We start from the raw sequence: 21,456 nt of genomic DNA, 5'->3' as shown, positions 1-21,456 counted from the left end.
AGTTAGATCAATTTGTGGGTGTTTGGAGGTCCTGAATCGGCAGAGATAATGAGAAAATCACGCCGTCGGAACTCAGTAAGTTTCTGGCAATAACATCGCCGCCATGAAAACTTGCAACGAGTTTTACAATGTAGAGCCCCATCCCTAGACTGATTTTCTGAGCATCTTTGCGACCCAATGAAACCAATGGTTCGAAGATACGTTCCGCCATTCCCTCGGGCAATCTAGACCCCCGATTTATAATGTCTATTTGAGCAAAGTTATTTATTCGCTTCGCTTTTACCACGATGGCGGTATCTGGGGCGGCGAAATCAATCGCGTTATCAACCAGTTTATCCAGGGCCTGCGCTATATAGTCGGGCGCGACCTCCACCTTGAGAGGTCGGTCCTGAATTAACACGTCGAAGGGTTGGTCGGGGTTGGAAAATGAGTAACCGTCAACGTAACTTTCAATTAAGTCAACCAAATCGATTTGTTCTCTCGTTTCCGATTGCATTGCTTGTTCTAAATTGGCTGCTTCGGTAAGGTTTCTCAATATAGATCCAATCCGATTTAGCCCATTTTGAGCCCGAGTCATGTATTTGCTGTCGGCCAATTCAGGAGCTTCTCGAGTCAAGTTATGCAGCGAAGAATTAACCACATTTAAAGGATTACTCACTTCGTGTGCCAAGGTGTCGGGAAGACCTTTTAAGTAGTTCGTGTACTGCGATAACCGTTCTAGCATATTGCTTACAGAGCGCGAAAGGTCGCCAATTTCATCGCCGGCTTTCGCTTCGGCCTTCAGTCTTTGATTCAATATGCGGCCATCGCGATCGATCGCGGTTTCGGTAGCATTTCTTAAGCGACGAATTCGAAGCGTTAACCGCGAAGCAAAAAGTAGAAGTGCGGTTGCAACGGTAATTAATACTAACAATGTGATGCTGATTACATTTTCTAAAATTGCCTGCTGCTGACGAAGTACCTGATTCGTGCTTTGTTCAACCACCACCGCTCCGGGAATACTGTCTCCCGAGTAAATAGGGTGAGCAGACATTAGAATTGGCCCCTGTTTTTCGCTGGAAGGAACCCTTGCGCTTGAAATTTCTCCGCGTAATGCTTTTTCAACCAGCTCATAGTTTCGAGCTTGTTCTTCTTGGGCGCTTTGGGCGACAGGTCCTTCTTGTTGAATGATGTACGTGAAGACGGTTTGGAGGGTGACGTTATAATAGTAGGCCACCAAGTTCCAAGCGTATTGTAAATGCTCGCCTTCATGAACCGGTTTTACCACCTCATACGCTGCCGGCACCGTGAGGATATCTCCGACCACCGCGCGAGGGATTCGTTTGTCTTCTCCAAAAACCCATATTCGAGTGTCCGCACGATCGAGGCCTGCAAGAATTTTGTCGATTTCGGGAGAGCGGACTAAAATCTTAGACAGCAGATCATTCTCGCTTTGAGGTGTGGTCCTTACCACGGCTTCTATCTCATAGGTGTCAGGGTTGTCGACGTCAGCGATGGACACACTCAAGCGCGTATCAGAATGCAACATGAACCTGGGAATCCTCAGTTCGACAATATAGCCGTAGTCCGTGAGTTTCAATTCAGCGGAAAGGTCGTAGTTGGGTTTGCCTGTGATTGGGTATTGCCATGCATCGTCCATGATGTAAATACTCATTCGGCCAGGCTCGCCTGCAATGAGTGTGTACCTCTGCTCTGGACGTCCAGGATCTTGCAGAGTCACTCTAATATGGTCTGCGGCGTCAACGCGTAAAAATTCAGGTTGTCTAAAAACGACCTCATCGTCTGACACTTTGTACAAGGCATAGATAAAATTGCCGCGATACCCCATCGCATGATCCACTGAGATGATGTTATTTGGGTTAATGACTTTGTCTACCGGAGAGGGAGTCGATGTGACCGTTTGTTTGGCTTGCTCACCCCAATCACTTAGGTCGCCATTAATGTTGATGTAATTGGGTAGCGGCGCCGCGTAAATTTCGTTGCCTTCGGCTTCATCAGGGTCAAACGAGGATTGATCTGAAAAAAGTTCTGGTCGGTCGTGTAACACCGTCGCGACGGCTCTCGACGTCAGAGCCAGGGCGTCTTTCTGGCCAGCTAACAGAAAGGTCTTCATGTCTCTTACGTAGATATAAGACATCCATGGAATTAACAGCAGAAGAAGGGCCACCATCAATAATTTGGTTCGGATAGAGAAAGCAGCGCGCATACTAATTAGCAGAGTGTTGGGTCAGAGAAAAAGCGAGAGATGTTAACATTTAGAAGGCAGTGCGCCTCACCCTTCAGAATTCCATTTGTAGCCTACGCCAAAAACAGTCTGAATTTGCTTGAACTCTGAATCTATCTCTTTGAACTTATTTCTAATTCGCCGGATATAACCATTAATCGTATTACGTTCGACGTAACTTTGACGCGTTATTTGCATCATGTTTTCATAGGTCTTCACGTGGCCAGGGTGGCGTGCCATGGATTCAATTAGCCAAAATTCCGTTAATGTGAGGCTTAACTCCTGATCTTTCCATTTTATCGACATGCTGTCTTCATTGATGCTTAGATCGTCTATGACCAGAGCGTCAGAATCAGTGTCCTCACTTGTTTTATTAAGGCTGTCAACAATACGAAACAGTGAGTTTATTCGAACACTTAAAAATTGCATGTTCAGCGGTTTGGTGAGGTAATCCCACGCGTCGAGCCTGAGTCCTGATACGCGATCTATATCACTGTCTCTAGCGGTTAAGAATATAATCGGCAGCGTGGGTGACAGGGCTCTTAAATCTCGGCAGAGGTCAAACCCTCCATCCATTTCATTCTCCAGCATAATATCGAGAATGGCTAGGTCCGGCATGTCTTTCTTCATGCCTTGCAAGGCCTCAGGTCGGTTGGGGTAGGTCGTTACTTCATAACCGGATTGTTGGAGAGCGTCTCTGTAGTTTTCACGTTGATCAAAATCATCTTCCACAATGGCTACCTTTCTAGCCGAATTAATTGCCATTTTGTCTTGAAATCTCCAGTTGGTTGCGCTTGCAACTTTTTTGCTTGCGCTTATTTTGCCCTATTTGTAAAAGTCTGACACCCCTTTGCGATAAAACCATATTTTTACCACTACTTACTCCATAAATAGTCACACGATGCGAGTTTAATAGACGTATGGGAATTATGTTTGGGTCATCCGAATTTGATGGTCTAAATTTTGGGGCTAGTTCGTGCAATACAGCACCGATAAGAGTGGGGCGAATTGGCAGTCAATGTTCGTGATTTAGTGTTGTTTCTGATGTGTAAATCATAAACGTAGTGTGTACTTAAGCAGTAGAAGAGAAAGTGAAATGAACAATCAAGTATTTGTACCAGTTACAGACGATATGATCTATAACCACCCTGAACGGATTGAAGGGCCGCTTATCCCCTATGAAGCGGGCATGGAATGTCATGAATGGTTATCAATCGAATTAAATCCCGATGACGATTCGGCCATACAGGAAATCGTTAAAAAGCGTGCTGCTGAAAAGCGTAGAAGTGGTAAGGCTAATGGGAATCTAAGTTTGGTGTATGGCTCATCGTACAGAAGTTGCTAAAAACTGCTGTCTAAAGGGGTGTTTGATTGTAGGTCGTTGACATAAACGCCACCCTGGTTTTTCCGCTGTGATCTTTAGCTGAGCGGAATTGGTGATTCCCCATACTATTGCCGTTTTAACACGCTAAATAATATATCTAAGTAAGAAACTTAAGTTCTGCTTTCCAGTCTATTTTAAATTCTTTGTGCTCGTATGAACCATCGGGCTGAGCTTCATAGTTTTTCTCTAAATTGTCTAACTCGTATTCAATTTCCCGCAATGCGGTTATTAAACGATCCACATCAGCTCGTGTGTTGTAAAGACTAATGCTTACTCTGACCATGCCACGTTTTCTGTTAACGTAGAATTCGTGTTCTTCTTCCTTAATGTCAGTTAGGTCAATTTCCCAAAGCTCCTTCTTTAACAACTCACTTACGTATGGGTGAGCGCAAAAACATTCATTTCTTACCGCGATGGCGTAATAGTCATTCAGAATAGCCGCAAGTAACCCGTGATCAATGCGCTCGTGGTTGAACGAAATAGCCCCAGTTCTGTCTAAGGAGTTATCCCCATAAATGGTGATCTTGGGCAGGTTTTTAAGTTCCTCAATTAGGTAACTCATCGTACTGGCTGAATGCCTCTCTACTTCGCTCATCGGCTGGTGTTGAAGTTGATTCAACACACTGGCAAGAGCCACCGCACCTATGATGTTGGGGGTTCCTGATTGCTCTCTATCGGGGTAGGACGGGATCAATTCATAATCAAAATAGCTGACCGAAGAAACCGAGCCACCACCTAAATCTTGTCCATTAAGAGTGGTCAAGACTTCTTTCTTTGCGACCAGCACGCCCGGTGAAGAGGGCGTATAGACCTTATGACCAGAGAAAATGAAAAAGTCGACATCCTGACGATCAAGGTTAGTGATTCGATGCGCCACGCTTTGAGCACCATCCACGAGAATAAGTGCGCCGTGAAGGTGAGCCAGTGACGTCATTTCATCGATGGGGTTTAGGATTCCAGTCACGTTACTAACCGAAGACACAGCCACGTAGTTCACACTGCCTGAATATTGCTCAAGCAAGGATCTATAGGCATCCAAGTCTATGGCGCCTCGATTGGCTCCCTCACCAACTAAAGGAATATACGAAACTTCGTTATTGTGTGAGCGATGAGGTAAATCATTGGCATGGTGTTCCATTGACGACACCAAGACTATCTTTTTGTCAGGGCGAGCTATGGCTAGACCTCTAGAGACTCGATTGATGGCCGCTGTGGTACCTGCCCCAGTAAAAACGGAAGTGTAGACAGTTGGGCTAGCATTCAAAAAAAGCAATACTTGTTCGTGTGCCCAAGCCAACGCTTTGGTCGATATTTGTGCAGAATTGTGAACGTAACTATGAGTATTGGAGTAGTGAGGGAGTAGCTCCATCATGGTGTCGATGGCGGTTTGGGATGGCAGCGGTGAAGCCGCACCGTCAAGGTGCAAGCGGACCAGTTCGGTACCAGAAGCGACTTTATAACGTGTGTCTAAGCCAACAAATTTCATGGGGGAGTGCGAATTAAAACCAAGCGTGTGTTTCATGCTTTTCATTATAGTTGTAATTAACCTGAATGTTGTTTAATCACATCAAATTCTCGTATTCAAACTCTGCTGGCAGAAATTGTGCTTTCAAGTATTATCAAGGCAAGCAATTTTGCGACGAAATAGATCTAAGTCGAATCTTAGACCACGATAATAATGAGTTCTGATGAATTGGCGATTTATTTAGGCCAATGATCTGTGGAACCAAAACGCGAGATGACGCATGAAAAAACCAATTAAAACACTTAAATCAATCAAGCTTACTTTAACCGCGGCGGCGGTTAGTACGGTACTGATGGCCTGTCAACATACTCCCAGTGTTGACCAAGGTGCTGCCAGTTCTGAGGCTAGTAAGCAATCACAAGCACACACAATGGCAAATCCATTTTTTCAAGACAGCAGTCTTTATTTCAATTACCCACCATTTGATAAGATAACGAATGCCCATTATGCGCCAGCCTTTGATAAAGGAATGGCGACTCAGTTGGCTGAAATAGCGAGTATTACTGAGAGTTCTGCGGCGGCCACGTTCGAAAATACGTTCGTCGCTATGGAACGTAGCGGCCAGACTCTCAGCCGAGTTGCGAGAGTCTTTTTCGCTCTGTCTTCGGCCGACACTAATGATGACATCGAAAAGTTGCGCGCTGAATACGCTCCTAAATTGTCCGCGCATTCCGATGAAATACTGCTTAACTCCGAGCTCTTTGCTCGTGTTAAAAGTGTCTATGATCAATTGGATTCGCTTGATTTGGACGATGAATCAAAACGGTTAGTGAACGAAACATATAAGGATTTCGTTGGCGCGGGTGCCGAGCTAAACGAACAAGACAAAGAAAAGTTGAAGGCGATGAACGCAGAGCTCGCGACACTTTCAACTACCTTTAGTCAAAATGTCAAAAAAGAAGTGAATGGCAAAGCCATCGTAGTCGACAACAAATCGGAACTCAGTGGCTTGTCTGATGGGCAGCTTGCATCTGCCCTTGAAGCGGCTAAATCTAGGGAGTTGGAAGGGAAGTACGTGATTCCGCTGCTTAATACAAGCCAACAGCCGACGATGTCTTCTTTGACTGACAGAAGTATGAGAGAACGAATTCTTAAAACCTCATTAACAAGAGGAAGCTCTGGCGGTGAATTTGACAACACAGAGGTCGTTTCAAAGGTGATGAAATTACGTGCAGAGCGGGCCCAACTGTTGGGGTACCCAAATCATGCTGCCATGACCTTAGTTAATCAAACAGCGCAAACGGTTGAAGCCGTCAATCAGCGTTTAGCAACATTGGCACCGCCTGCAGTGGCTAATGCCAAGAAAGAAGCCGCCGATTTGCAAGCGATGATTAATTCTCAAGGCGGTGATTTCAAGTTAGAGGCGTGGGACTGGGATTTTTATACGGAAAAAGTTCGAGCCCAAAGATACAACTTTGATGAATCTCAATTAAAGCCTTACTTAGAAATGAATAACGTTTTGGTCAATGGCGTATTCTATGCGGCTGAAAAGGTTTACGGGTTAACGTTTAAAGAACGGCCTGATCTACCGACGTATCACCCTGATGTAAAGGTTTGGGAGGTTTTTGATGCCGATGGATCAACTCTCGCTTTGTTTATTGAAGATTTTTATGCTCGGCAATCGAAGCGCGGAGGCGCGTGGATGAACGCCTATGTTCCGCAAAGTGGGTTGATGGAAACTCAACCCGTGGTTGCGAACCACTTGAACGTACCAAAGCCTCCAGAAGGCGAGCCAACGTTACTGACGTGGGATGAAGTAACAACGATGTTCCATGAGTTTGGGCATGCCCTTCACGGAATGTTTTCAGACGTAAAGTACCCAAGTTTTTCTGGTACTTCCGTGCCTAGAGACTTCGTAGAATACCCGTCTCAAGTGAATGAAATGTGGGCAGATTGGCCTGAGGTTTTGGCCAACTACGCCAAGCACAATGAAACAGGAGAGCCGATGCCGCGCGAATTACTGGATAAGGTCTTGGCAAGCTCTAAATTTAACCAAGGGTATGCCACTACTGAATATCTGGCTGCATCGTTACTCGATCAAGCCTGGCATCAGCTGACTCCTGAACAAGTACCATCGGCAGACAACGTGGTTGAATTCGAAGTAAACGCATTGAAGAAAGCTGGTATTCAACTCGATGAAGTACCGCCTAGATATCGAACTACGTATTTTTCTCACATTCTTGGGGGATACTCAGCTGGATATTACTCTTACATTTGGAGTGAGGTCCTTGATGCCGACTCTGTGGAGTGGTTTAAGGAAAATGGGGGCATGAAGCGAGCAAATGGTGATCATTTTCGTAAAACGTTGCTTTCCAGAGGCGGCGCTGAAGAAGCAATGACTTTGTTTAAAAAGTTTCGCGGGGCTGAGCCCAATATTCAACCTTTACTAGAGCGCAAAGGTTTGACTGCAAAGTAATGTATTCAAGCTAACACTTTGTTGCGTAATTAAGCCCAACGACTTTTAGTCGTTGGGCTTTTTTATGCATCAGGTTTATGGCTAGAGCTTTCGACCTAGCTTTTTCTCGACCAGTTTTCGCTCCCACGAAGGAGTGAAGATCGATACCTTTTCAAAAGCAACCAAGCCGTGAAAAACAATCCCCAGAAACCAACCACCGCAAATCATCAATGCTTGCGGGTCTTGTAAGCCTTTTGTGACAATAATAATCGGAACGAAAATTACAAAGAATAATAAGTGGGTGTAAAACTCGCTGATGCTTTTCGCGTATTGGAGCGCCAGCTTTTCGTCATCGAGCACCTTATTAGTTGCCTGTTTCGATGTGTCTGTTATGGTCGATTCGTGTGTATCCATGATGTTTACCGTGTCTGATGTTTCGATTGATTCAGGTGTTTCGAAAACCTGAATTCCAACCTCAAACACTGATGCAAGGGCTCGTTTACTTTCTAAGCTGGGTAGCTGGCCACGTTCTATTCGTTGAATAGTTCGGCTACTTAGGCCTGTAAGTGTGGCTAACTGTTCTTGTGACCAGCCTTTTTGTAATCGGAGTTTTCTAACAATCATTGTCTAATTTAGCTCTTATGGCGTGTTGATGCCAAGTTCATGTGTTTGTGAGTTGGTGATGTCATAATGGGCGAAACCGAAACGAAGAGACACGACATGAGTACGGCATCAGCATGACATGTCGTGGACACACTATATTTTGCTTAGTTTCATTAACGAAGTTACCATCACTCTCTAAACTATAAAACAATAGAATACCATTATGGAACGATCTCCAGTTAAGTCTTTGATTGCGTTGTTTATTATTATCGCTATTGGCCTGTCAGTAGGGTGGGCTGGAAGTGATTTCGGTGTTATGTATCAGGGATATCCTGTGTTTTTCTTGTGTGCAATGCTGGCTTTTGCGATTAATTGGGTCGTGTTTGTTCCTTCCAATATGGCCAAATCTGAGAAATTCTATGACTTAACGGGCAGTGTAACGTATTTGTCTATAATCGTTCTGGCGCTGATGTTGTCGCCAGAGCTCGACCTTAGAAGTAAGTTGGCTGCAGCGATGGTTGCTGTTTGGGCCATACGTTTAGGGACGTTTTTGTTTATCCGAATCAGCCAAGATGGGCATGATGATAGGTTTGATGAAATCAAAATTAACCCATTGAGGTTTTTTACCGCCTGGACCATCCAAGGACTCTGGGCTTTGTTGACGGCCGCCTGTGCGCTAGTGATCATCACTAATGCTAATAAAATGGAAATAGGTGGTTTAGGGAAGGTGGGAATTTGCGTCTGGTTTATCGGGTTTGTTTTGGAGGTTGTCGCAGATCGCCAAAAGAGAAATTTCCGTAAAGACCCCGAGAATAAAGGGCGCTTCATCAATGTTGGCTTGTGGAGTTGGTCTCGTCACCCAAATTATTTTGGAGAGATAGTTGTATGGGTGGGTATGGCAATATTAGCCTTTCCAGTTTTACAAGGATGGCAATACGTTTGTTTAATTTCGCCCGTTTTTGTCACGATTTTGCTGACAAAAGTCAGTGGTATTCCTTTGTTGCAGCAAAAGGGTCAACTAAAGTGGGGCAACGAGCCTGAATATCAGGCCTATATCGCTAGTACATCACTGTTGATTCCAATGCCGCCAAAGAAAGCTAATGGGTGATAACGCATTGATAACATCTCTAAAATAGACAAAAACTATTATTTGTTTGGCCTTGTGAAATAAAGCAGGGCTTTATTTTTCATGCTCTGTTGACAATAATGTAAACAAGCAATAATTAGAGTTTTACCATGACCGTTACATTTGACAATTCTAAGTTAGCGAATTCATTTCTAAACAATGAGCATAAGGAATGGCAACATCAACTGCGACGATATTTTGACTCACAGGTAATTCCGTACGCCAATGATTGGGATGAGGCGGGAGAGATACCGGATGAGCTATGGTCGAGTGCTGCGAAACTTGGGATTTTGGGGTTGGGGTATCCGGAAGAGTTCGGCGGCATCAGTGAAGGGATTGATATTTGGCACAAAAATATCGTTAACGAGGAAATGGGACGAATGGGCGTTGGCGGAGTGGCGGCAACGCTTATGGTCCATAACATAGGTTTGCCCCCTGTGGTTAATTTCGCTTCTCAGCAGGTAAAGGAAGAAGTAGCGCCCGCCGTGTTAGCTGGTAAAAAACGAATCTCGCTGGCCATTACTGAGCCCAGCGGAGGTTCGGATGTGGCTCAATTGACCACAACTGCGACACGAGACGGTGACTATTTCATCGTCAATGGATCTAAAACTTTCATTACCGGTGGCATGAATGCATCGTGGTTTACAACCGCTGTTCGGACCGGCGGTGAAGGCGCCGCCGGCGTTTCCATGTTGTTGATTCCCGCTGATTTGGAGGGGGTGTCTCGAACTCTATTAGATAAGAAGCAGGGGTGGTGGTGTTCCGATACGGCAACGATTTATTTTGATAATGTTCGAGTTCCGATAGCGTATCTACTGGGGACTGAGAATCAAGGATTTAAAGTTATCATGCATAACTTTAACTCTGAAAGAATGGCAATGGCGGCCGGAATGGAAGCCGCTGCACGGGTATGTTTAGAGGAAGCCGCTGCTTGGGCTGCGCAAAGAAAAACGTTCGGACAACGATTAGCCGACCATCAGGTGATTCGTCATAAGTTGGCTGAAATGCAGCGCCACCTATTTGCGACTCAAGGTTATTTACAAGTGGTGTCCCGTCAGATAGAGCTGGGTCAGGAGGATGCTGCAGCCATCGCTCTATTGAAAGTTCAATGTAGTCAAACTATGGAGTTTTGCGCCCGTGAAGCGATGCAAATTTTAGGAGGGGCTGCCTACATGCGCGGAAACAAAGTGGAGCGAATTTACCGAGAAGTGAGGGTTAATGCAATCGGTGGAGGATCCGAGGAAATCATGCGTGATTTAGCCGCAAGGCAGATGCAATTATGATCCATTGGGTAGAGTGTGTATTTAATGAACTTCAAATAGCGTAGGACTGACATGAAATTATGGCATTGCAAAGATTCCCGATCACTCAGGCCGCTGTGGGCACTCGAAGAAATGGGGTTGACGTATGAACTTGAGGTTTTGCCGTTTCCACCCAGATTTCTTAAGAAAGAATTTTTGGATGAAAATGTCTTAGGAACGGTTCCTTTTTTTTCCGATGCTGGCACGACAATGACGGAGTCGTCGGCCATTTGCCACTACCTTGCTCAGCGCTATCAAAAAACTCATTTTACGGTTGACGTGAGTCATTGCGAGTATGGCGACTATTTGAATTGGTTGTATCACAGTGACGCAACCTTAACGTTCCCCCAAACTCTATTTCTTCGCTACGAAAAGATGGAGCCTGAAGAAAGGAAGCAACCACAGGTGGCAAGTGATTATCGAAAATGGTTTCATGCTAGGTTGCGGCGGCTAGACAAGCACATGGAGTCGAGGGAATTTCTGAACGATGATCGCTTTACAATCGCTGATATCGCTGTTGGTTACGCTCTCTATTTGGGGGAGCTGAATGGATTTTCTATTGATTATTCGCCTCAAGTGCAACGTTATTTACGCAGACTTAAACGTCGGCCTGCGTTCGTTCGCGCAAACGAAATTGTTTAATATTTGATTGAGCTAAAACCATGTTATATACCGAAGAACATCTTGCATTGGCCGAAAGTGCCGCGAAGCTAATAAAGGCTGAAATTAATCCGTTTTGCGACCAGTGGGAGGAAGAGGGTATCTTTCCTGCGCGAGAGGTTTTTAAAAAGTTTGGCCAGCTGGGTTTATTAGGTATTAATAAACCTGCAGAGTTCGGCGGCATGGGTCTGGACTACAGTTATCAGATGGCGTTTACCGAACAACTCGGGCTCATCGAAAGTGCGGGTGTTTCAATGGGGATTGGTGTGCAGACTGATATGGCTACCCCAGCTCTTGCTAAGCATGGCTCAAACGCATTGAGAGAGGAGTTTTTGCGTCCCGCCTTGAGTGGTGACTCGGTTATGTCAATCGCGGTGAGTGAACCACACGCTGGTTCTGACGTCGCCAGCATTAAAACCACCGCGATAAAGGATGGCGATGATTACCTAATAAATGGCACTAAAATGTGGATAACGAATTCCACCCAAGCTGACGTGTTATGCCTACTGGCTAACACGTCTGATGGGCCTTCTCATGTTAATAAATCTCTCATATTGGTCCCGACCGCAACGAAAGGCGTAACCGTTTCTGCCCCACTGAACAAGCTTGGGATGCGAGCTTCTGACACGGCTCAGGTGTTTCTAGATGAGGTCAGAGTTCCTCAAACGTTTTTGATCGGCGATGAGGGTAAGGGGTTTATGTACCAGATGGAGCAATTTCAGGAGGAACGTTTGTACGCAGCGGCAACAAACCTTCTGATGCTGGAACGCTGTATTTCACAAACGATTGACTATGCAAAGGATCGGCAAGCGTTTGGGAAATCTATTTTAGACAATCAAGTGGTTAGATTTACTTTGGCTGAGCTGGCTACAGAAGTAGAAGCTCTTAGAGCATTGGTATACACCGCGACTGCGGAATATGTGGCAGGACGCGATGTGACTACCAAAGCCTCCATGGCCAAGCTTCTCGCTGGGCGTTTGGCGCGTAAAGTGAGTGACTCGTGTTTACAATATTATGGTGGCCAAGGGTTTATGTGGGATAACCCGATTTCTCGAACCTATCGAGACGCGAGGTTGGCCTCGATTGGCGGCGGGGCAGACGAAGTGATGTTGGAGATTATCAGTAAGAAGATGGGAATCTAGCTCTCATTGATCCGGAATGACCTCGCTTCATGGTTCTTGATCAGGTAGTTGTGTTTCGTTTTTAGATAAGTGTGATTATGACCTTTCGCTGTGATAGTGTGCAGCTTGGCCTAGTTCATAAGCGAATATTTTTAAAGGGAAATGCGGTGACAGATCAGGGTAAAAAGCGTCAAAATTTAAAGTTCCTCTGGTTTTTGGGAGGCGCTGTTTATGGCGTATTTTTAAGGTATATTTTTGACGTGCTACCTTCGTCGGTTGAGGGTCCAATGTCGGTTGCCTTTCTCATAGGCACGCCACTTATTGTGGGAGCATTAACCGTCTATGGTCATCGAGGTCCACACCTTAAGGTGTCTCAAATGATCGTTTTGCCTTGGGTTACAACGGGGCTGATGCTAATTGGTACGGCGTTAGCGCTGCTTGAAGGATCGATTTGTATTGCGATTATGTCCCCGTTATTTTTACTTTGCGCAAGCCTCGGTGGCTTAGCCATGGGGGGATGCTTAAAGCTTCTCTCCAAAGATTCAAAAGCCTTACTCTCAGTGGCTTTTCTTCCTTACCTTATCTTGTTCTTCGAGGCGGAGTTGCCGCTGATAGATCGTAATATCGAGATCGTTGAATCGGTTGTTGTGGAGGCAACTCCCAGTGTTATTTGGGAGCAAATATTAACCGCAAAGGAAATAGATGCAGATGAGTTGCCGCTGAGTTTGACACATATTATTGGTGTCCCCAAGCCACTTGAGGGGGTTAATCTGATAGAAGGTGCTCAAGAGGTGCGCTACTCGATCTGGGAACGAGGGGTGAACTTTAAAGCGATCGTCAAGGATCGTAAGGAGAATGAAACCATTTCTTGGACATACCACTTTGATGAAAACTCCTTTCCTAAAGGCTCTATGGATGATCATGTCGCCATAGGAGGAAAGTACTTCGATTTGCATGATACAAGGTTCTCTCTACGCCCACTTAGTGCCACATCAACGAAGTTGACCATCATAGCGAATTATCGCATTACCTCAGCGATCAGTTTTTACGCCATACCCGCTTCAAAGGTGTTGGGTCGAGATTTCGTCAAGACAATTTTAGGGCTCTACAAACACAGAAGCGAGCAAGTAACGGCTTAATTGACTTAGTTTTTCTGTGTCTTGATGGCGGAGCGCTCTACATGAGCTCGGGACGAAGGGAGGTAACCAGACGTTACGTTTTCTTCATTGACCTTTTTTCGTTGCTTTCTTCCTAATTCACCTGAATTGTACTGAGGTGCTTTAATCGAATCTACATTATGGGTCATAGCATCGAAGTGTTTGATGAACTCGGTTGACAGCGTTGAGACGTTTCGAGATTGAGAAGAAAATCTGGCAAGTTCTATTGGGTCTATTGCGGTGCTAAAACAAGCTAATCCATCAAATGTAAAGTGCTCCATAACGTAGCGGTGACTATTTGCAATGATCGCGTCCACCAGTAAATGAGCAAACTCATGTGGTGACGATTCAGACCAAACGATGGTTATGTCACGCTCAATCATTTCTCTAAACATGAATTGATTCTTAGCGTTGCCCTCTACCCGAAGTTGCAGGAGCACGTTTTCGTCCTTTAGTGGCAATATTGCTTGCACTTCTAATTGCCTATTTGCAATCGTGATTCGGTTTAGCGTTTCATGAAGTGAATAAGTTTTCGCACGTATGACCTGATCTCTCACGGTGGTTAGCAAAGGGATATCTTGATGGGTATTAAAAGGCGTTGCTCGAGCGTTAGAGCCATTAAACTTTACCCTAATGTGCTCTCGTAGTTCATGCTCTCGAGCTTTTTGAACAGCCAACAGCGCCGTTTGTATTACTTCTGATGTTGGCATGCTGGGTTCTATTAGCCAGCGCCGTCCATAGACGATTTTCTTTTGCTGTGTGTCTATGTTCTTGGAATCCTTGGCTTTGTGAACGCTATGAGGGTAGTTTTCGCAACCAACAATACCGACCTGTAGGTAAAAGAGTGATTCCAACCGTTGTGCAAATAAAATGAAGCCATCGGGGACGTTAATTTTTAGCACTATTGCTTCAAGTTGATCGAAGCGCCGGCACACCTGCAGGTATTGCTGAGGAACCGCAATGACGGAGTCAAAAATAGTGGCTGAAGGTGCATATTGCAGAGGCCTCTCACCGTATTTAAGGGAATGCTCTTCCGCAATTAAGCAGGCTGTATGATTCGAATTATTGGTCATTCGCAGGTCAGATCGCATTAAACGCCAGTATTAAAATCCATCCTAGTGCGCCCAGTGATGTTATGAAACTAACAAACCTCATGCTACCAATGCCTGCGATATAGAAAATTGCGTGAGAAAAACGTGCACAGACAAACAGCAGAGAAGGATAAACAATAGCGTCTAGGCTCAGCCCAGAAAGTGCGCAGAGCGTTAACGCTGTAACGTACAAAGCCAGGGCCTCCCAGGCATTATGTTGTGCACTGACTATTCGTTGGCCAGCACCGGATAAATCGGCGGACTGAGCACGCGGGTTTTCAATATCAGGTTTGCCGAATTGAATGACTCTGAAGCGTATGGATCCTATCGCGAGCATTAAGGGCAAAAACATGATTACGGTTAGGCTAATTAGGACTAACAACATTGTGGGCTCCTGATTGATGGGTGAAAACAAAGCGCTTGATTGCTCGGTTAGGAATGACTATATTGGTTTTTTTATGAAAGTATAATATAAGGTTTGATATAAAGTGGTTCATAAAAAGACCGGTCTGGATTGGGACAACTATCGTTATTTCCTTGCTGTGGCGCGTGCCACGTCGATACGTTCCGCCGCCATAAAACTGGGGGTGAGTCATTCTACCTTGATTCGAAAACTCGATACGTTAGAGTCCTCGCTCGATACCCGGCTTTTTAACAAAATTGGCCAAAAACTCGTTCTAACGTCAGCTGGTGAAGAAGTGTTTGAAGGGGCCAATGAACTTGAGGAGAGTGTTCAGGGAATTTCAAGAATTGTATCAGGGAGAGACAGCGATTTGAGCGGTATTGTGCGTGTGAGCATGCCAGAAATCTTTGCGCTTCAGCCTGTATTGTTCGACTTAACGCGCTTTAATCAACAGTTCCCTAAAATTAAGTTAGTGATTGATTTGAGTTACGCTAAAGCTGACTTGGGAAGACGTGAAGCGGACATCGCGATTCGTTTGACCAATGAGCAACCATTAGACCTGGTAGGTAGAATGGTCGGGCAATTAAAGATGGGGGCCTATGCGACGCAAGAGCATGTAGATACGTTCAATCCTCAGTCACTTGACTCAAAGTCGAAAATGATAGGTTGGGGGCCGCCGCAGACGTGGGCGCCGAGGCATGGCCTAGATCATTTAGACGCCGTAGGTTTTTTTGACAGCATTCCTTTGCAAATCGAGTTTGCCAAGCAAGGTGTCGGGGTCGCGAGTTTGCCATGTATGATTGCGAACGACGTCCCCGAGCTGGTGATGATTGGCGATAGTATGGAAATGGCTGACATATGGGTTTTATACCACTCTGATTTGCGTCACATGTCTCGAGTCAGAGCGGTACGAGACTTCATTTTTAATGAACTAAAAGATAGCGTCCCCACGACATGATCAGTTAGGAGCATTGTCGAATTTTCTGAGCTCGATTAGGCAAACCCATGTCATTCAGGGCTTCCTAAGTCACACAACAGTCACACAACTAATCTTAGCTCTTCCGCTAAAATTTCAAAGCCGTGCCTCAATTTTTCTTGTGGTTGCGCGTAATTGATGCGGACGCACTCTTGTGTATGTTTCCAGTTGGGGTCGACATCAATGAAAAATTCCTCGCCGGGAATTACGTAAACGTTTCGAGCTTTTAGCCGTTGATAGAGTTCTTGTGAGGTGATGGAAATGCCCTCTATCCAAAACCAAAGAAAAAATGCACCCTCTGGTTTGTGTAAGCGAACCGGTAAGTCTTTAAATATGTCATTGAACAACTCGAGAGCATTCTGTAAGCAAGCATCGTAATGGGGTTTGATGATGTCTCGAGTCAGGTGGCGAATTTCACCAGACTCAATAAGTCGGGTCATGAGTGCCGCGCCAACACTGTTGGGCGCCAATGTGATTATTCCGCTCAAAGCACCTAACGAATGCGTGATGCCCTCATTGGCAATGACAATACCAGTACGGGCGCCCGGAAGCCCCAATTTAGAGAGAGACATACATAGGATTGTATCTTCGTCCCAATTGAGCGTAGTGTTTGAATGAATGACGTTTGGAAATGGTTGCCCATAGGCATTGTCTATTATGAGTGGGACTGCGTGATATTTGGCCAGTTCTTTGAGGCGAGCCAGCTCGTTGTCGCTGACGACATTGCCGGTCGGGTTGGTAGGTCGTGACAAGCAGATAGCGCCTATATCTTCTCCAATTTCCAGTCGATCGAAGTCGACTCTGTATTTGAACTGATTGCCTTCCAAGAGCTCAATTCGAGGCCGGTAGGACTTAAACATATCATCGGTTAAGCCTGCGTCGGCATAGCCTACGTACTCGGGAGCCATCGGAAAAAGAACTTTCTTGGAACTTCCATCGGGCATTTCGCCCGCCAGTAAATTAAACAGATAGAAGAAACTGTTTTGGCTGCCGTTGGTTAGTGAAATATTTTTGGGAGAAATTGACCACCCAAATTCAGTGTTCAAATATCCGGCTAGAGCCGACCTAAACGCTTGTTCTCCGCTGGGTCCATCATAGAGGCCTAACATTGACTGAAAGTGGCCGGACTCTATTAGATGCTGCATCTCATTTTGAAACAGTTCTTGTGCGGCAGGTATACCTGCCGGGTTGCCACCACCGAGCATGCATAAATCAGGGTGTTGAGAAGCATTCGCGTGCCCTAGATCGGTCATTAATTGACCAATGCCTGATTGGCGAGTGAACTTTTCGCCGAACTTAGAATACGTCATGAGCGTTATTACTTAGGATGGTTTACGAGGTTAATTGGCTGGCCGGCAACAAATGCGTCAATGTTATTAGCGACGGTATTCACTAGGTAGTGCATTGCTTGTTCACTGGCCCAAGCGATATGAGGGGTAATCAGAGCATTGGGTAAATGCGCGACTGAAAGAAGGCCTTTGTTATTGGCTGGCGGTTCGTGTTTGAGAACATCAAATGCGATACCGGCAAGCTTGCCTTGGTTTAGTGCCGTTACAACCGCTTGCTCATCAGCAATGCCGCCTCTTGCGGTGTTTATCAATATAGACTGGTCTCGCATTAGAGCAATTTCGGTGCCGCCAATCAAGTGTTCTGTTGACGGGTTATAATCGCAATGAATACTCACAACGTCTGATTGGGCGAGGAGCTCATTGAGAGAAACCTGTTGAGCGAAAGCGTGTGATTTAGTTGACCGAGAATTAAACAGTACGCTCATCCCCAACGCGTGGGCTTTTTCTGCTACTGCTAATCCAATTTCACCCAGACCGACCAAGCCGATAGTCGCGCCAGAGAGGTCTTGAAAGGGGGCCCCAAACAGGCAAAAGTTGTTCGACCTTTGCCACTCCCCATTTGCAACACTGTGTTTATAGCGAAGAATCTGTCGTTGTAAAAGGAGAGCGGATCCAATTACGTGCTCCGAGACCGTTGTGGCCGCATAACTTGGAACATTTGACACACCGATGCCGCGATCAGAGCACGCTTGCGTATCCACAACATTGTAGCCGGTCGCGGTAACGCAGACATGCTTGATTGACGGGCATGCGTCTAGCAGACGTGCTGTCACGTTTGCCTTGTTGACTACCAATATATCGGCTCCCATTGATCTTTCCGCAGCTTGCGCTTGAGTGGTGTGTTCGTAGTTTATCCACTCGCAGCTTGCTTTGGGGGAGGGTATCTTTATTCGGGGAGGAATTCCTCCTCGATCTAAGAAAACGATCTTTAATGGTGTGTGGTTATTATTCATCGAAGTATTGTAAATGAATTCGTTGTGATTGGTTTGCGAGTCAAAATTACGTAAACTCTATTGTCTGATAATTATGAGCGAATTTAGCAGCATTCTATTCGCAATACTCACATTGTAGGTTTGGAGGAATCGTGAGCCAACAACTAATCATTGCCTTAGATCAAGGCACCACCAGCTCAAGGGCTGTGTTATTTAATCATGAAGCTGAACTGGTTGATGTTTCACAACGTGAGTTTGAACAACATTTTCCAAAACAAGGATGGGTTGAGCACGATGCAAATGAAATTTGGGAGTCCCAGTTTGGCGTATTGCAAAGGTTAGTAGCGGCTAATCAACTCACGCCTTCTGACATTGCGGCAGTAGGGATCACCAATCAGCGTGAAACAACCGTGGTGTGGAATAAAAAAACAGGTGAGCCAGTCTACAATGCGATCGTATGGCAAGATCGCCGAACTGCCGCACGTTGTGACGAAATCAGTGCGGCTGGCTGGAAAGAAAGAATTCAAGAGAAGACGGGGTTGGTCATTGACGCCTATTTTTCGGCCAGTAAAATTGAATGGATTCTCAACAATGTGTCCGGTGCGCGTGAGCTCGCTGATGCGGGAGAGTTGCTTTTCGGTACAGTTGATACTTGGATCATATGGAAGCTTACCGAAGGGGCCGTACACGCCACCGATCCTAGCAACGCCGCTCGTACGATGTTGCTCAATATTAATTCGGGAGAGTGGGATGAAGAGCTGATTGAGCTGTTTGGAATTCCGTTCTCTATGCTTCCTGAGGTTAGAGACAGTTCTGGCGATTTTGGATACTTGAGTTTTCAAGGGCAAGAAGTACCTATTTCTGGCGTGGCGGGTGATCAGCAGGCTGCGTTATTTGGCCAAACCTGTTTTGAAAAGGGGATGGCAAAGAACACGTATGGAACTGGGTGTTTCATGTTAATGAATACTGGGGCTGAGCGAGTCGATAGTAATTCTGGCTTGTTGAGCACCATAGCTTGGTCGATCGATGGAAAGATAACTTATGCACTTGAAGGCAGTGTCTTTATAGCTGGTGCCGCCGTTCAATGGCTACGTGACGAACTTGAATTCATAGAGTCCGCGAGCGATTCCGAAGCCTTGGCGCTTAGAGCTAACCCTGAAAGTGACGTTGTTGTTGTACCGGCATTCGCTGGTCTGGGTGCACCTTATTGGGATATGTACGCACGCGGTGCTATTTTCGGGTTAACTAGGGATTCTGGTCGTCCAGAAATAGCTAAAGCCACCTTACAATCACTGGCCTATCAAATATATGATGTATTGCAAGCAATGCAAAAAGACAGCGGAATAGAGTTAAGCCAGCTCAATGTGGATGGAGGAGCGATAGCTAACGACTTTTTGGCTCAATTCCAAGCCGACGTGCTGCAAAAAACGGTCACTCGCCCTAAAGTATTAGAATCTACGGCGCTGGGGGCAGCCTATTTGGCGGGATTAAAGGTAGGCTATTGGAAAGTAGAAGATCTTATGTCAGTACGTGAGGTGGAACGAGAGTTTAGTCCAGCCCTGGCGCAGGATAAAGTTGCGCATTTGCTTAAGCGTTGGCATAAAGCGGTAGAGCGCTCAAAACAGTGGGTGGATATTGATGACTAGTAAACAAGCGGATGAAGAAATCCAAATGCAGGATCTGCAGATTAAAGTTGCGTTTCTGGAGGATTCGTTGACTAAACTGAGTGATGAGTTTTTCGCTCAACAGAAAGAGTTAAACCAGTTGTCACTGACGGTAGGGGCATTAATTGATAAACTAGCCAAGTCTCAAGACAGTGAGTCTCAAGGTGAGTTCGAGGTCGAAGAGCGACCTCCGCACTATTGATGTTTGCTGTTTTTTCTTTCTCAATTACGTTAGATTTTCTAAAATTTCAATAACGTGGTTGACACAAATGCAAACACTGTATAAATTACCAGTTGTGTTGATGTCGACACAGGTGAGATTTAGTTTACTTCTCATTATTCATAAAACAAAAATTAACCGTACCTATTTTCGGAGATAGCAATGGATGATAATAAGCAAAAGGCTTTAGAAGCTGCTTTAACTCAAATTGAGCGGCAATATGGAAAGGGCTCCGTAATGCGCATGGGCGACTCCAAAGTGGGTGAGGGCATTGAAGCTATTCCTACCGGATCCCTAGGGTTGGATATCGCTCTTGGAATAGGTGGTTTACCGAAAGGGCGTATTGTAGAGATTTATGGCCCCGAGTCGTCGGGTAAAACAACGTTAACATTGCAAGTGATTGCTGAAGCGCAGAAAATGGGAGGCACGGCCGCATTTGTTGATGCTGAGCATGCGTTGGACCCTCAGTATGCTGCTCGATTGGGCGTTGATGTTGAAAATCTTTTAGTATCTCAACCTGATACTGGCGAGCAAGCGTTAGAAATCACTGATATGTTGGTTCGCTCTGCGGCGGTTGACGTTCTTGTAATTGATTCGGTGGCGGCGTTGACGCCAAAAGCTGAGATTGAGGGCGATATGGGGGATTCTCACATGGGATTGCAGGCCAGGCTCATGTCTCAAGCTCTTAGAAAACTGACGGCCAACATTAAAAAAGCAAATACACTGGTCATCTTCATTAATCAGATACGGATGAAGATTGGCGTTATGTTTGGTAACCCAGAAACCACCACGGGTGGTAATGCGCTAAAGTTCTACTCTTCAGTACGTTTGGATATACGGCGTATTGGAGCAATTAAGAAAGGAGATGAAATATACGGGAATCAGACTCGCGTTAAGGTTGTGAAGAATAAAGTGGCTCCTCCATTCAGACAAACTGAGTTTGATATTCTGTACAATGAGGGTATTTCTCGTGAAAGTGAACTTATTTCACTAGGCGTGGATAACGATATCGTTGAGAAATCGGGCGCCTGGTACAGTTACGATGGAACAAGAATCGGACAAGGTAAGGACAACGTCCGTGAATATTTGAAACAACACCCCGATACGGCAAATGAAATAGAAGCTAAGATACGAGCCGCCTTGGGAATAGGGGAAGACTCTGCGGCGAAAGAAGAAGCCGAGAAAGAGAAAAAGAAAGAAGCAAAGAAAGAGACTAAAAAGTAAACCTAGCATTACCAGCATCACACGTTAAGATTGTGTGATGTGTTTGTAATAAGCTGTTTAGAGAGCCAAGTGATGATGCGTACCGCGTTTAAACACTTGGC

The 21,456-nt window shown here is 45.5% G+C and carries 19 protein-coding genes; 11 read left to right on the top strand and 8 right to left on the bottom strand.

From position 1 onward, the window contains the following. Window positions 1-7 precede the first annotated feature (7 nt). Both ABWW54_RS16650 and ABWW54_RS16645 read right to left on the bottom strand, forming a co-directional pair. Complete coding sequence (locus ABWW54_RS16650; RefSeq protein ID WP_353413895.1) at window positions 8-2,113, bottom strand: ATP-binding protein; 2,106 nt, start codon at window positions 2,111-2,113, stop codon at window positions 8-10. A 159-nt stretch (window positions 2,114-2,272) separates the two neighbouring features. After that, a complete protein-coding gene (locus ABWW54_RS16645; protein WP_353413894.1) occupies window positions 2,273-2,989 on the bottom strand; it encodes a response regulator in 717 nt (238 codons plus the stop codon). 331 nt (window positions 2,990-3,320) lie between these two features. Here ABWW54_RS16645 and ABWW54_RS16640 point away from each other — a divergent pair, with 331 nt between their 5' ends. Further along, window positions 3,321-3,569 (top strand): hypothetical protein, encoded by a 249-nt coding sequence (locus ABWW54_RS16640; protein ID WP_353413892.1) that lies wholly within the window; start codon window positions 3,321-3,323, stop codon window positions 3,567-3,569. 136 nt (window positions 3,570-3,705) lie between these two features. Here ABWW54_RS16640 and ABWW54_RS16635 read toward each other — a convergent pair whose 3' ends face one another. Further along, entirely contained in the window at window positions 3,706-5,130 is a 1,425-nt protein-coding gene (locus ABWW54_RS16635) for an aminotransferase class V-fold PLP-dependent enzyme (RefSeq protein WP_353413891.1), read from the bottom strand. A gap of 295 nt (window positions 5,131-5,425) precedes the next feature. On the opposite strand from ABWW54_RS16635, the gene ABWW54_RS16630 reads away from it, so the two are divergent. Continuing rightward, window positions 5,426-7,549, top strand: a complete 2,124-nt coding sequence (locus tag ABWW54_RS16630) for a M3 family metallopeptidase (protein ID WP_502907825.1) — start codon at window positions 5,426-5,428, stop codon at window positions 7,547-7,549. 81 nt (window positions 7,550-7,630) lie between these two features. On the opposite strand, the gene ABWW54_RS16625 is transcribed toward ABWW54_RS16630, so the two are convergent. Continuing rightward, window positions 7,631-8,152 (bottom strand): helix-turn-helix domain-containing protein, encoded by a 522-nt coding sequence (locus ABWW54_RS16625; protein WP_353413889.1) that lies wholly within the window; start codon window positions 8,150-8,152, stop codon window positions 7,631-7,633. 202 nt (window positions 8,153-8,354) lie between these two features. Here ABWW54_RS16625 and ABWW54_RS16620 point away from each other — a divergent pair, with 202 nt between their 5' ends. The 5 genes from ABWW54_RS16620 to ABWW54_RS16600 all read left to right on the top strand — a co-directional run bounded on the left by ABWW54_RS16620 (window position 8,355) and on the right by ABWW54_RS16600 (window position 13,478). Then, on the top strand, window positions 8,355-9,239 hold the full coding sequence (locus ABWW54_RS16620) for a DUF1295 domain-containing protein (protein WP_353413888.1): 885 nt from the start codon (window positions 8,355-8,357) through the stop codon (window positions 9,237-9,239). 128 nt (window positions 9,240-9,367) lie between these two features. Continuing rightward, window positions 9,368-10,540, top strand: coding sequence for an acyl-CoA dehydrogenase family protein (locus ABWW54_RS16615; RefSeq protein WP_353413886.1), 1,173 nt, complete (start codon window positions 9,368-9,370; stop codon window positions 10,538-10,540). A gap of 51 nt (window positions 10,541-10,591) precedes the next feature. After that, window positions 10,592-11,200: a glutathione S-transferase family protein gene (locus ABWW54_RS16610; protein ID WP_353413885.1), complete on the top strand. Its 609-nt coding sequence runs from the start codon at window positions 10,592-10,594 to the stop codon at window positions 11,198-11,200. 20 nt (window positions 11,201-11,220) lie between these two features. Beyond that, on the top strand, window positions 11,221-12,360 hold the full coding sequence (locus tag ABWW54_RS16605; protein WP_353413883.1) for an acyl-CoA dehydrogenase family protein: 1,140 nt from the start codon (window positions 11,221-11,223) through the stop codon (window positions 12,358-12,360). Window positions 12,361-12,437: 77 nt separating this feature from the next. After that, a complete protein-coding gene (locus tag ABWW54_RS16600) occupies window positions 12,438-13,478 on the top strand; it encodes an SRPBCC family protein (protein WP_353413881.1) in 1,041 nt (346 codons plus the stop codon). 5 nt (window positions 13,479-13,483) lie between these two features. On the opposite strand, the gene ABWW54_RS16595 is transcribed toward ABWW54_RS16600, so the two are convergent. After that, entirely contained in the window at window positions 13,484-14,569 is a 1,086-nt protein-coding gene (locus ABWW54_RS16595; protein WP_353413880.1) for a hypothetical protein, read from the bottom strand. Window positions 14,570-14,576: 7 nt separating this feature from the next. Continuing rightward, window positions 14,577-14,972 carry an MAPEG family protein gene (locus tag ABWW54_RS16590; RefSeq protein WP_353413878.1) on the bottom strand — a complete coding sequence of 132 codons (396 nt, stop codon included), beginning with the start codon at window positions 14,970-14,972 and terminating at the stop codon, window positions 14,577-14,579. A gap of 103 nt (window positions 14,973-15,075) precedes the next feature. On the opposite strand from ABWW54_RS16590, the gene ABWW54_RS16585 reads away from it, so the two are divergent. After that, on the top strand, window positions 15,076-15,948 hold the full coding sequence (locus ABWW54_RS16585) for a LysR family transcriptional regulator (RefSeq protein ID WP_353413877.1): 873 nt from the start codon (window positions 15,076-15,078) through the stop codon (window positions 15,946-15,948). A gap of 80 nt (window positions 15,949-16,028) precedes the next feature. Here ABWW54_RS16585 and ABWW54_RS16580 read toward each other — a convergent pair whose 3' ends face one another. After that, the gene (locus tag ABWW54_RS16580) at window positions 16,029-17,276 is read right to left on the bottom strand and encodes a valine--pyruvate transaminase (protein ID WP_353413875.1); all 1,248 of its coding nucleotides are present in this window, start codon (window positions 17,274-17,276) and stop codon (window positions 16,029-16,031) included. Between the two features lie 8 nt (window positions 17,277-17,284). Then, window positions 17,285-18,268, bottom strand: a complete 984-nt coding sequence (locus ABWW54_RS16575) for an NAD(P)-dependent oxidoreductase (protein WP_353413874.1) — start codon at window positions 18,266-18,268, stop codon at window positions 17,285-17,287. Between the two features lie 131 nt (window positions 18,269-18,399). Here ABWW54_RS16575 and glpK point away from each other — a divergent pair, with 131 nt between their 5' ends. The 3 genes from glpK (at window position 18,400) to recA (ending at window position 21,355) form a co-directional block, all read left to right on the top strand. Then, window positions 18,400-19,893 carry a glycerol kinase GlpK gene (gene glpK / locus ABWW54_RS16570; RefSeq protein WP_353413872.1) on the top strand — a complete coding sequence of 498 codons (1,494 nt, stop codon included), beginning with the start codon at window positions 18,400-18,402 and terminating at the stop codon, window positions 19,891-19,893. Continuing rightward, entirely contained in the window at window positions 19,886-20,113 is a 228-nt protein-coding gene (locus ABWW54_RS16565) for a SlyX family protein (protein ID WP_353413871.1), read from the top strand. The genes glpK and ABWW54_RS16565 overlap by 8 nt, the downstream gene beginning before the upstream one ends. Before the next feature lie 180 nt (window positions 20,114-20,293). Beyond that, window positions 20,294-21,355 (top strand): recombinase RecA, encoded by a 1,062-nt coding sequence (gene recA / locus ABWW54_RS16560; protein WP_353413869.1) that lies wholly within the window; start codon window positions 20,294-20,296, stop codon window positions 21,353-21,355. Window positions 21,356-21,456: the final 101 nt, after the last annotated feature.

Origin of the sequence: Arenicella sp. 4NH20-0111, assembly GCF_040366405.1 — a bacterium.
In the GTDB taxonomy this organism is placed as follows: Bacteria; Pseudomonadota; Gammaproteobacteria; order Arenicellales; family Arenicellaceae; genus Arenicella.
This window is presented reverse-complemented; position numbering and strand designations above follow the sequence as displayed.

Bases quoted from the DNA above. Each gene is read 5' to 3' on its own strand.
- ABWW54_RS16650 (WP_353413895.1), bottom strand. From the start codon at position 2,113: ATGAAGACCTTTCTGTTAGCTGGCCAGAAAGACGCCCTGGCTCTGACG.
- ABWW54_RS16645 (WP_353413894.1), bottom strand. From the start codon at position 2,989: ATGGCAATTAATTCGGCTAGAAAGGTAGCCATTGTGGAAGATGATTTT.
- ABWW54_RS16640 (WP_353413892.1), top strand. From the start codon at position 3,321: ATGAACAATCAAGTATTTGTACCAGTTACAGACGATATGATCTATAAC.
- ABWW54_RS16635 (WP_353413891.1), bottom strand. From the start codon at position 5,130: ATGAAACACACGCTTGGTTTTAATTCGCACTCCCCCATGAAATTTGTT.
- ABWW54_RS16630 (WP_502907825.1), top strand. From the start codon at position 5,426: ATGGCCTGTCAACATACTCCCAGTGTTGACCAAGGTGCTGCCAGTTCT.
- ABWW54_RS16625 (WP_353413889.1), bottom strand. From the start codon at position 8,152: ATGATTGTTAGAAAACTCCGATTACAAAAAGGCTGGTCACAAGAACAG.
- ABWW54_RS16620 (WP_353413888.1), top strand. From the start codon at position 8,355: ATGGAACGATCTCCAGTTAAGTCTTTGATTGCGTTGTTTATTATTATC.
- ABWW54_RS16615 (WP_353413886.1), top strand. From the start codon at position 9,368: ATGACCGTTACATTTGACAATTCTAAGTTAGCGAATTCATTTCTAAAC.
- ABWW54_RS16610 (WP_353413885.1), top strand. From the start codon at position 10,592: ATGAAATTATGGCATTGCAAAGATTCCCGATCACTCAGGCCGCTGTGG.
- ABWW54_RS16605 (WP_353413883.1), top strand. From the start codon at position 11,221: ATGTTATATACCGAAGAACATCTTGCATTGGCCGAAAGTGCCGCGAAG.
- ABWW54_RS16600 (WP_353413881.1), top strand. From the start codon at position 12,438: ATGACCTTTCGCTGTGATAGTGTGCAGCTTGGCCTAGTTCATAAGCGA.
- ABWW54_RS16595 (WP_353413880.1), bottom strand. From the start codon at position 14,569: ATGACCAATAATTCGAATCATACAGCCTGCTTAATTGCGGAAGAGCAT.
- ABWW54_RS16590 (WP_353413878.1), bottom strand. From the start codon at position 14,972: ATGTTGTTAGTCCTAATTAGCCTAACCGTAATCATGTTTTTGCCCTTA.
- ABWW54_RS16580 (WP_353413875.1), bottom strand. From the start codon at position 17,276: ATGACGTATTCTAAGTTCGGCGAAAAGTTCACTCGCCAATCAGGCATT.
- ABWW54_RS16575 (WP_353413874.1), bottom strand. From the start codon at position 18,268: ATGAATAATAACCACACACCATTAAAGATCGTTTTCTTAGATCGAGGA.
- ABWW54_RS16565 (WP_353413871.1), top strand. From the start codon at position 19,886: ATGACTAGTAAACAAGCGGATGAAGAAATCCAAATGCAGGATCTGCAG.
- recA (WP_353413869.1), top strand. From the start codon at position 20,294: ATGGATGATAATAAGCAAAAGGCTTTAGAAGCTGCTTTAACTCAAATT.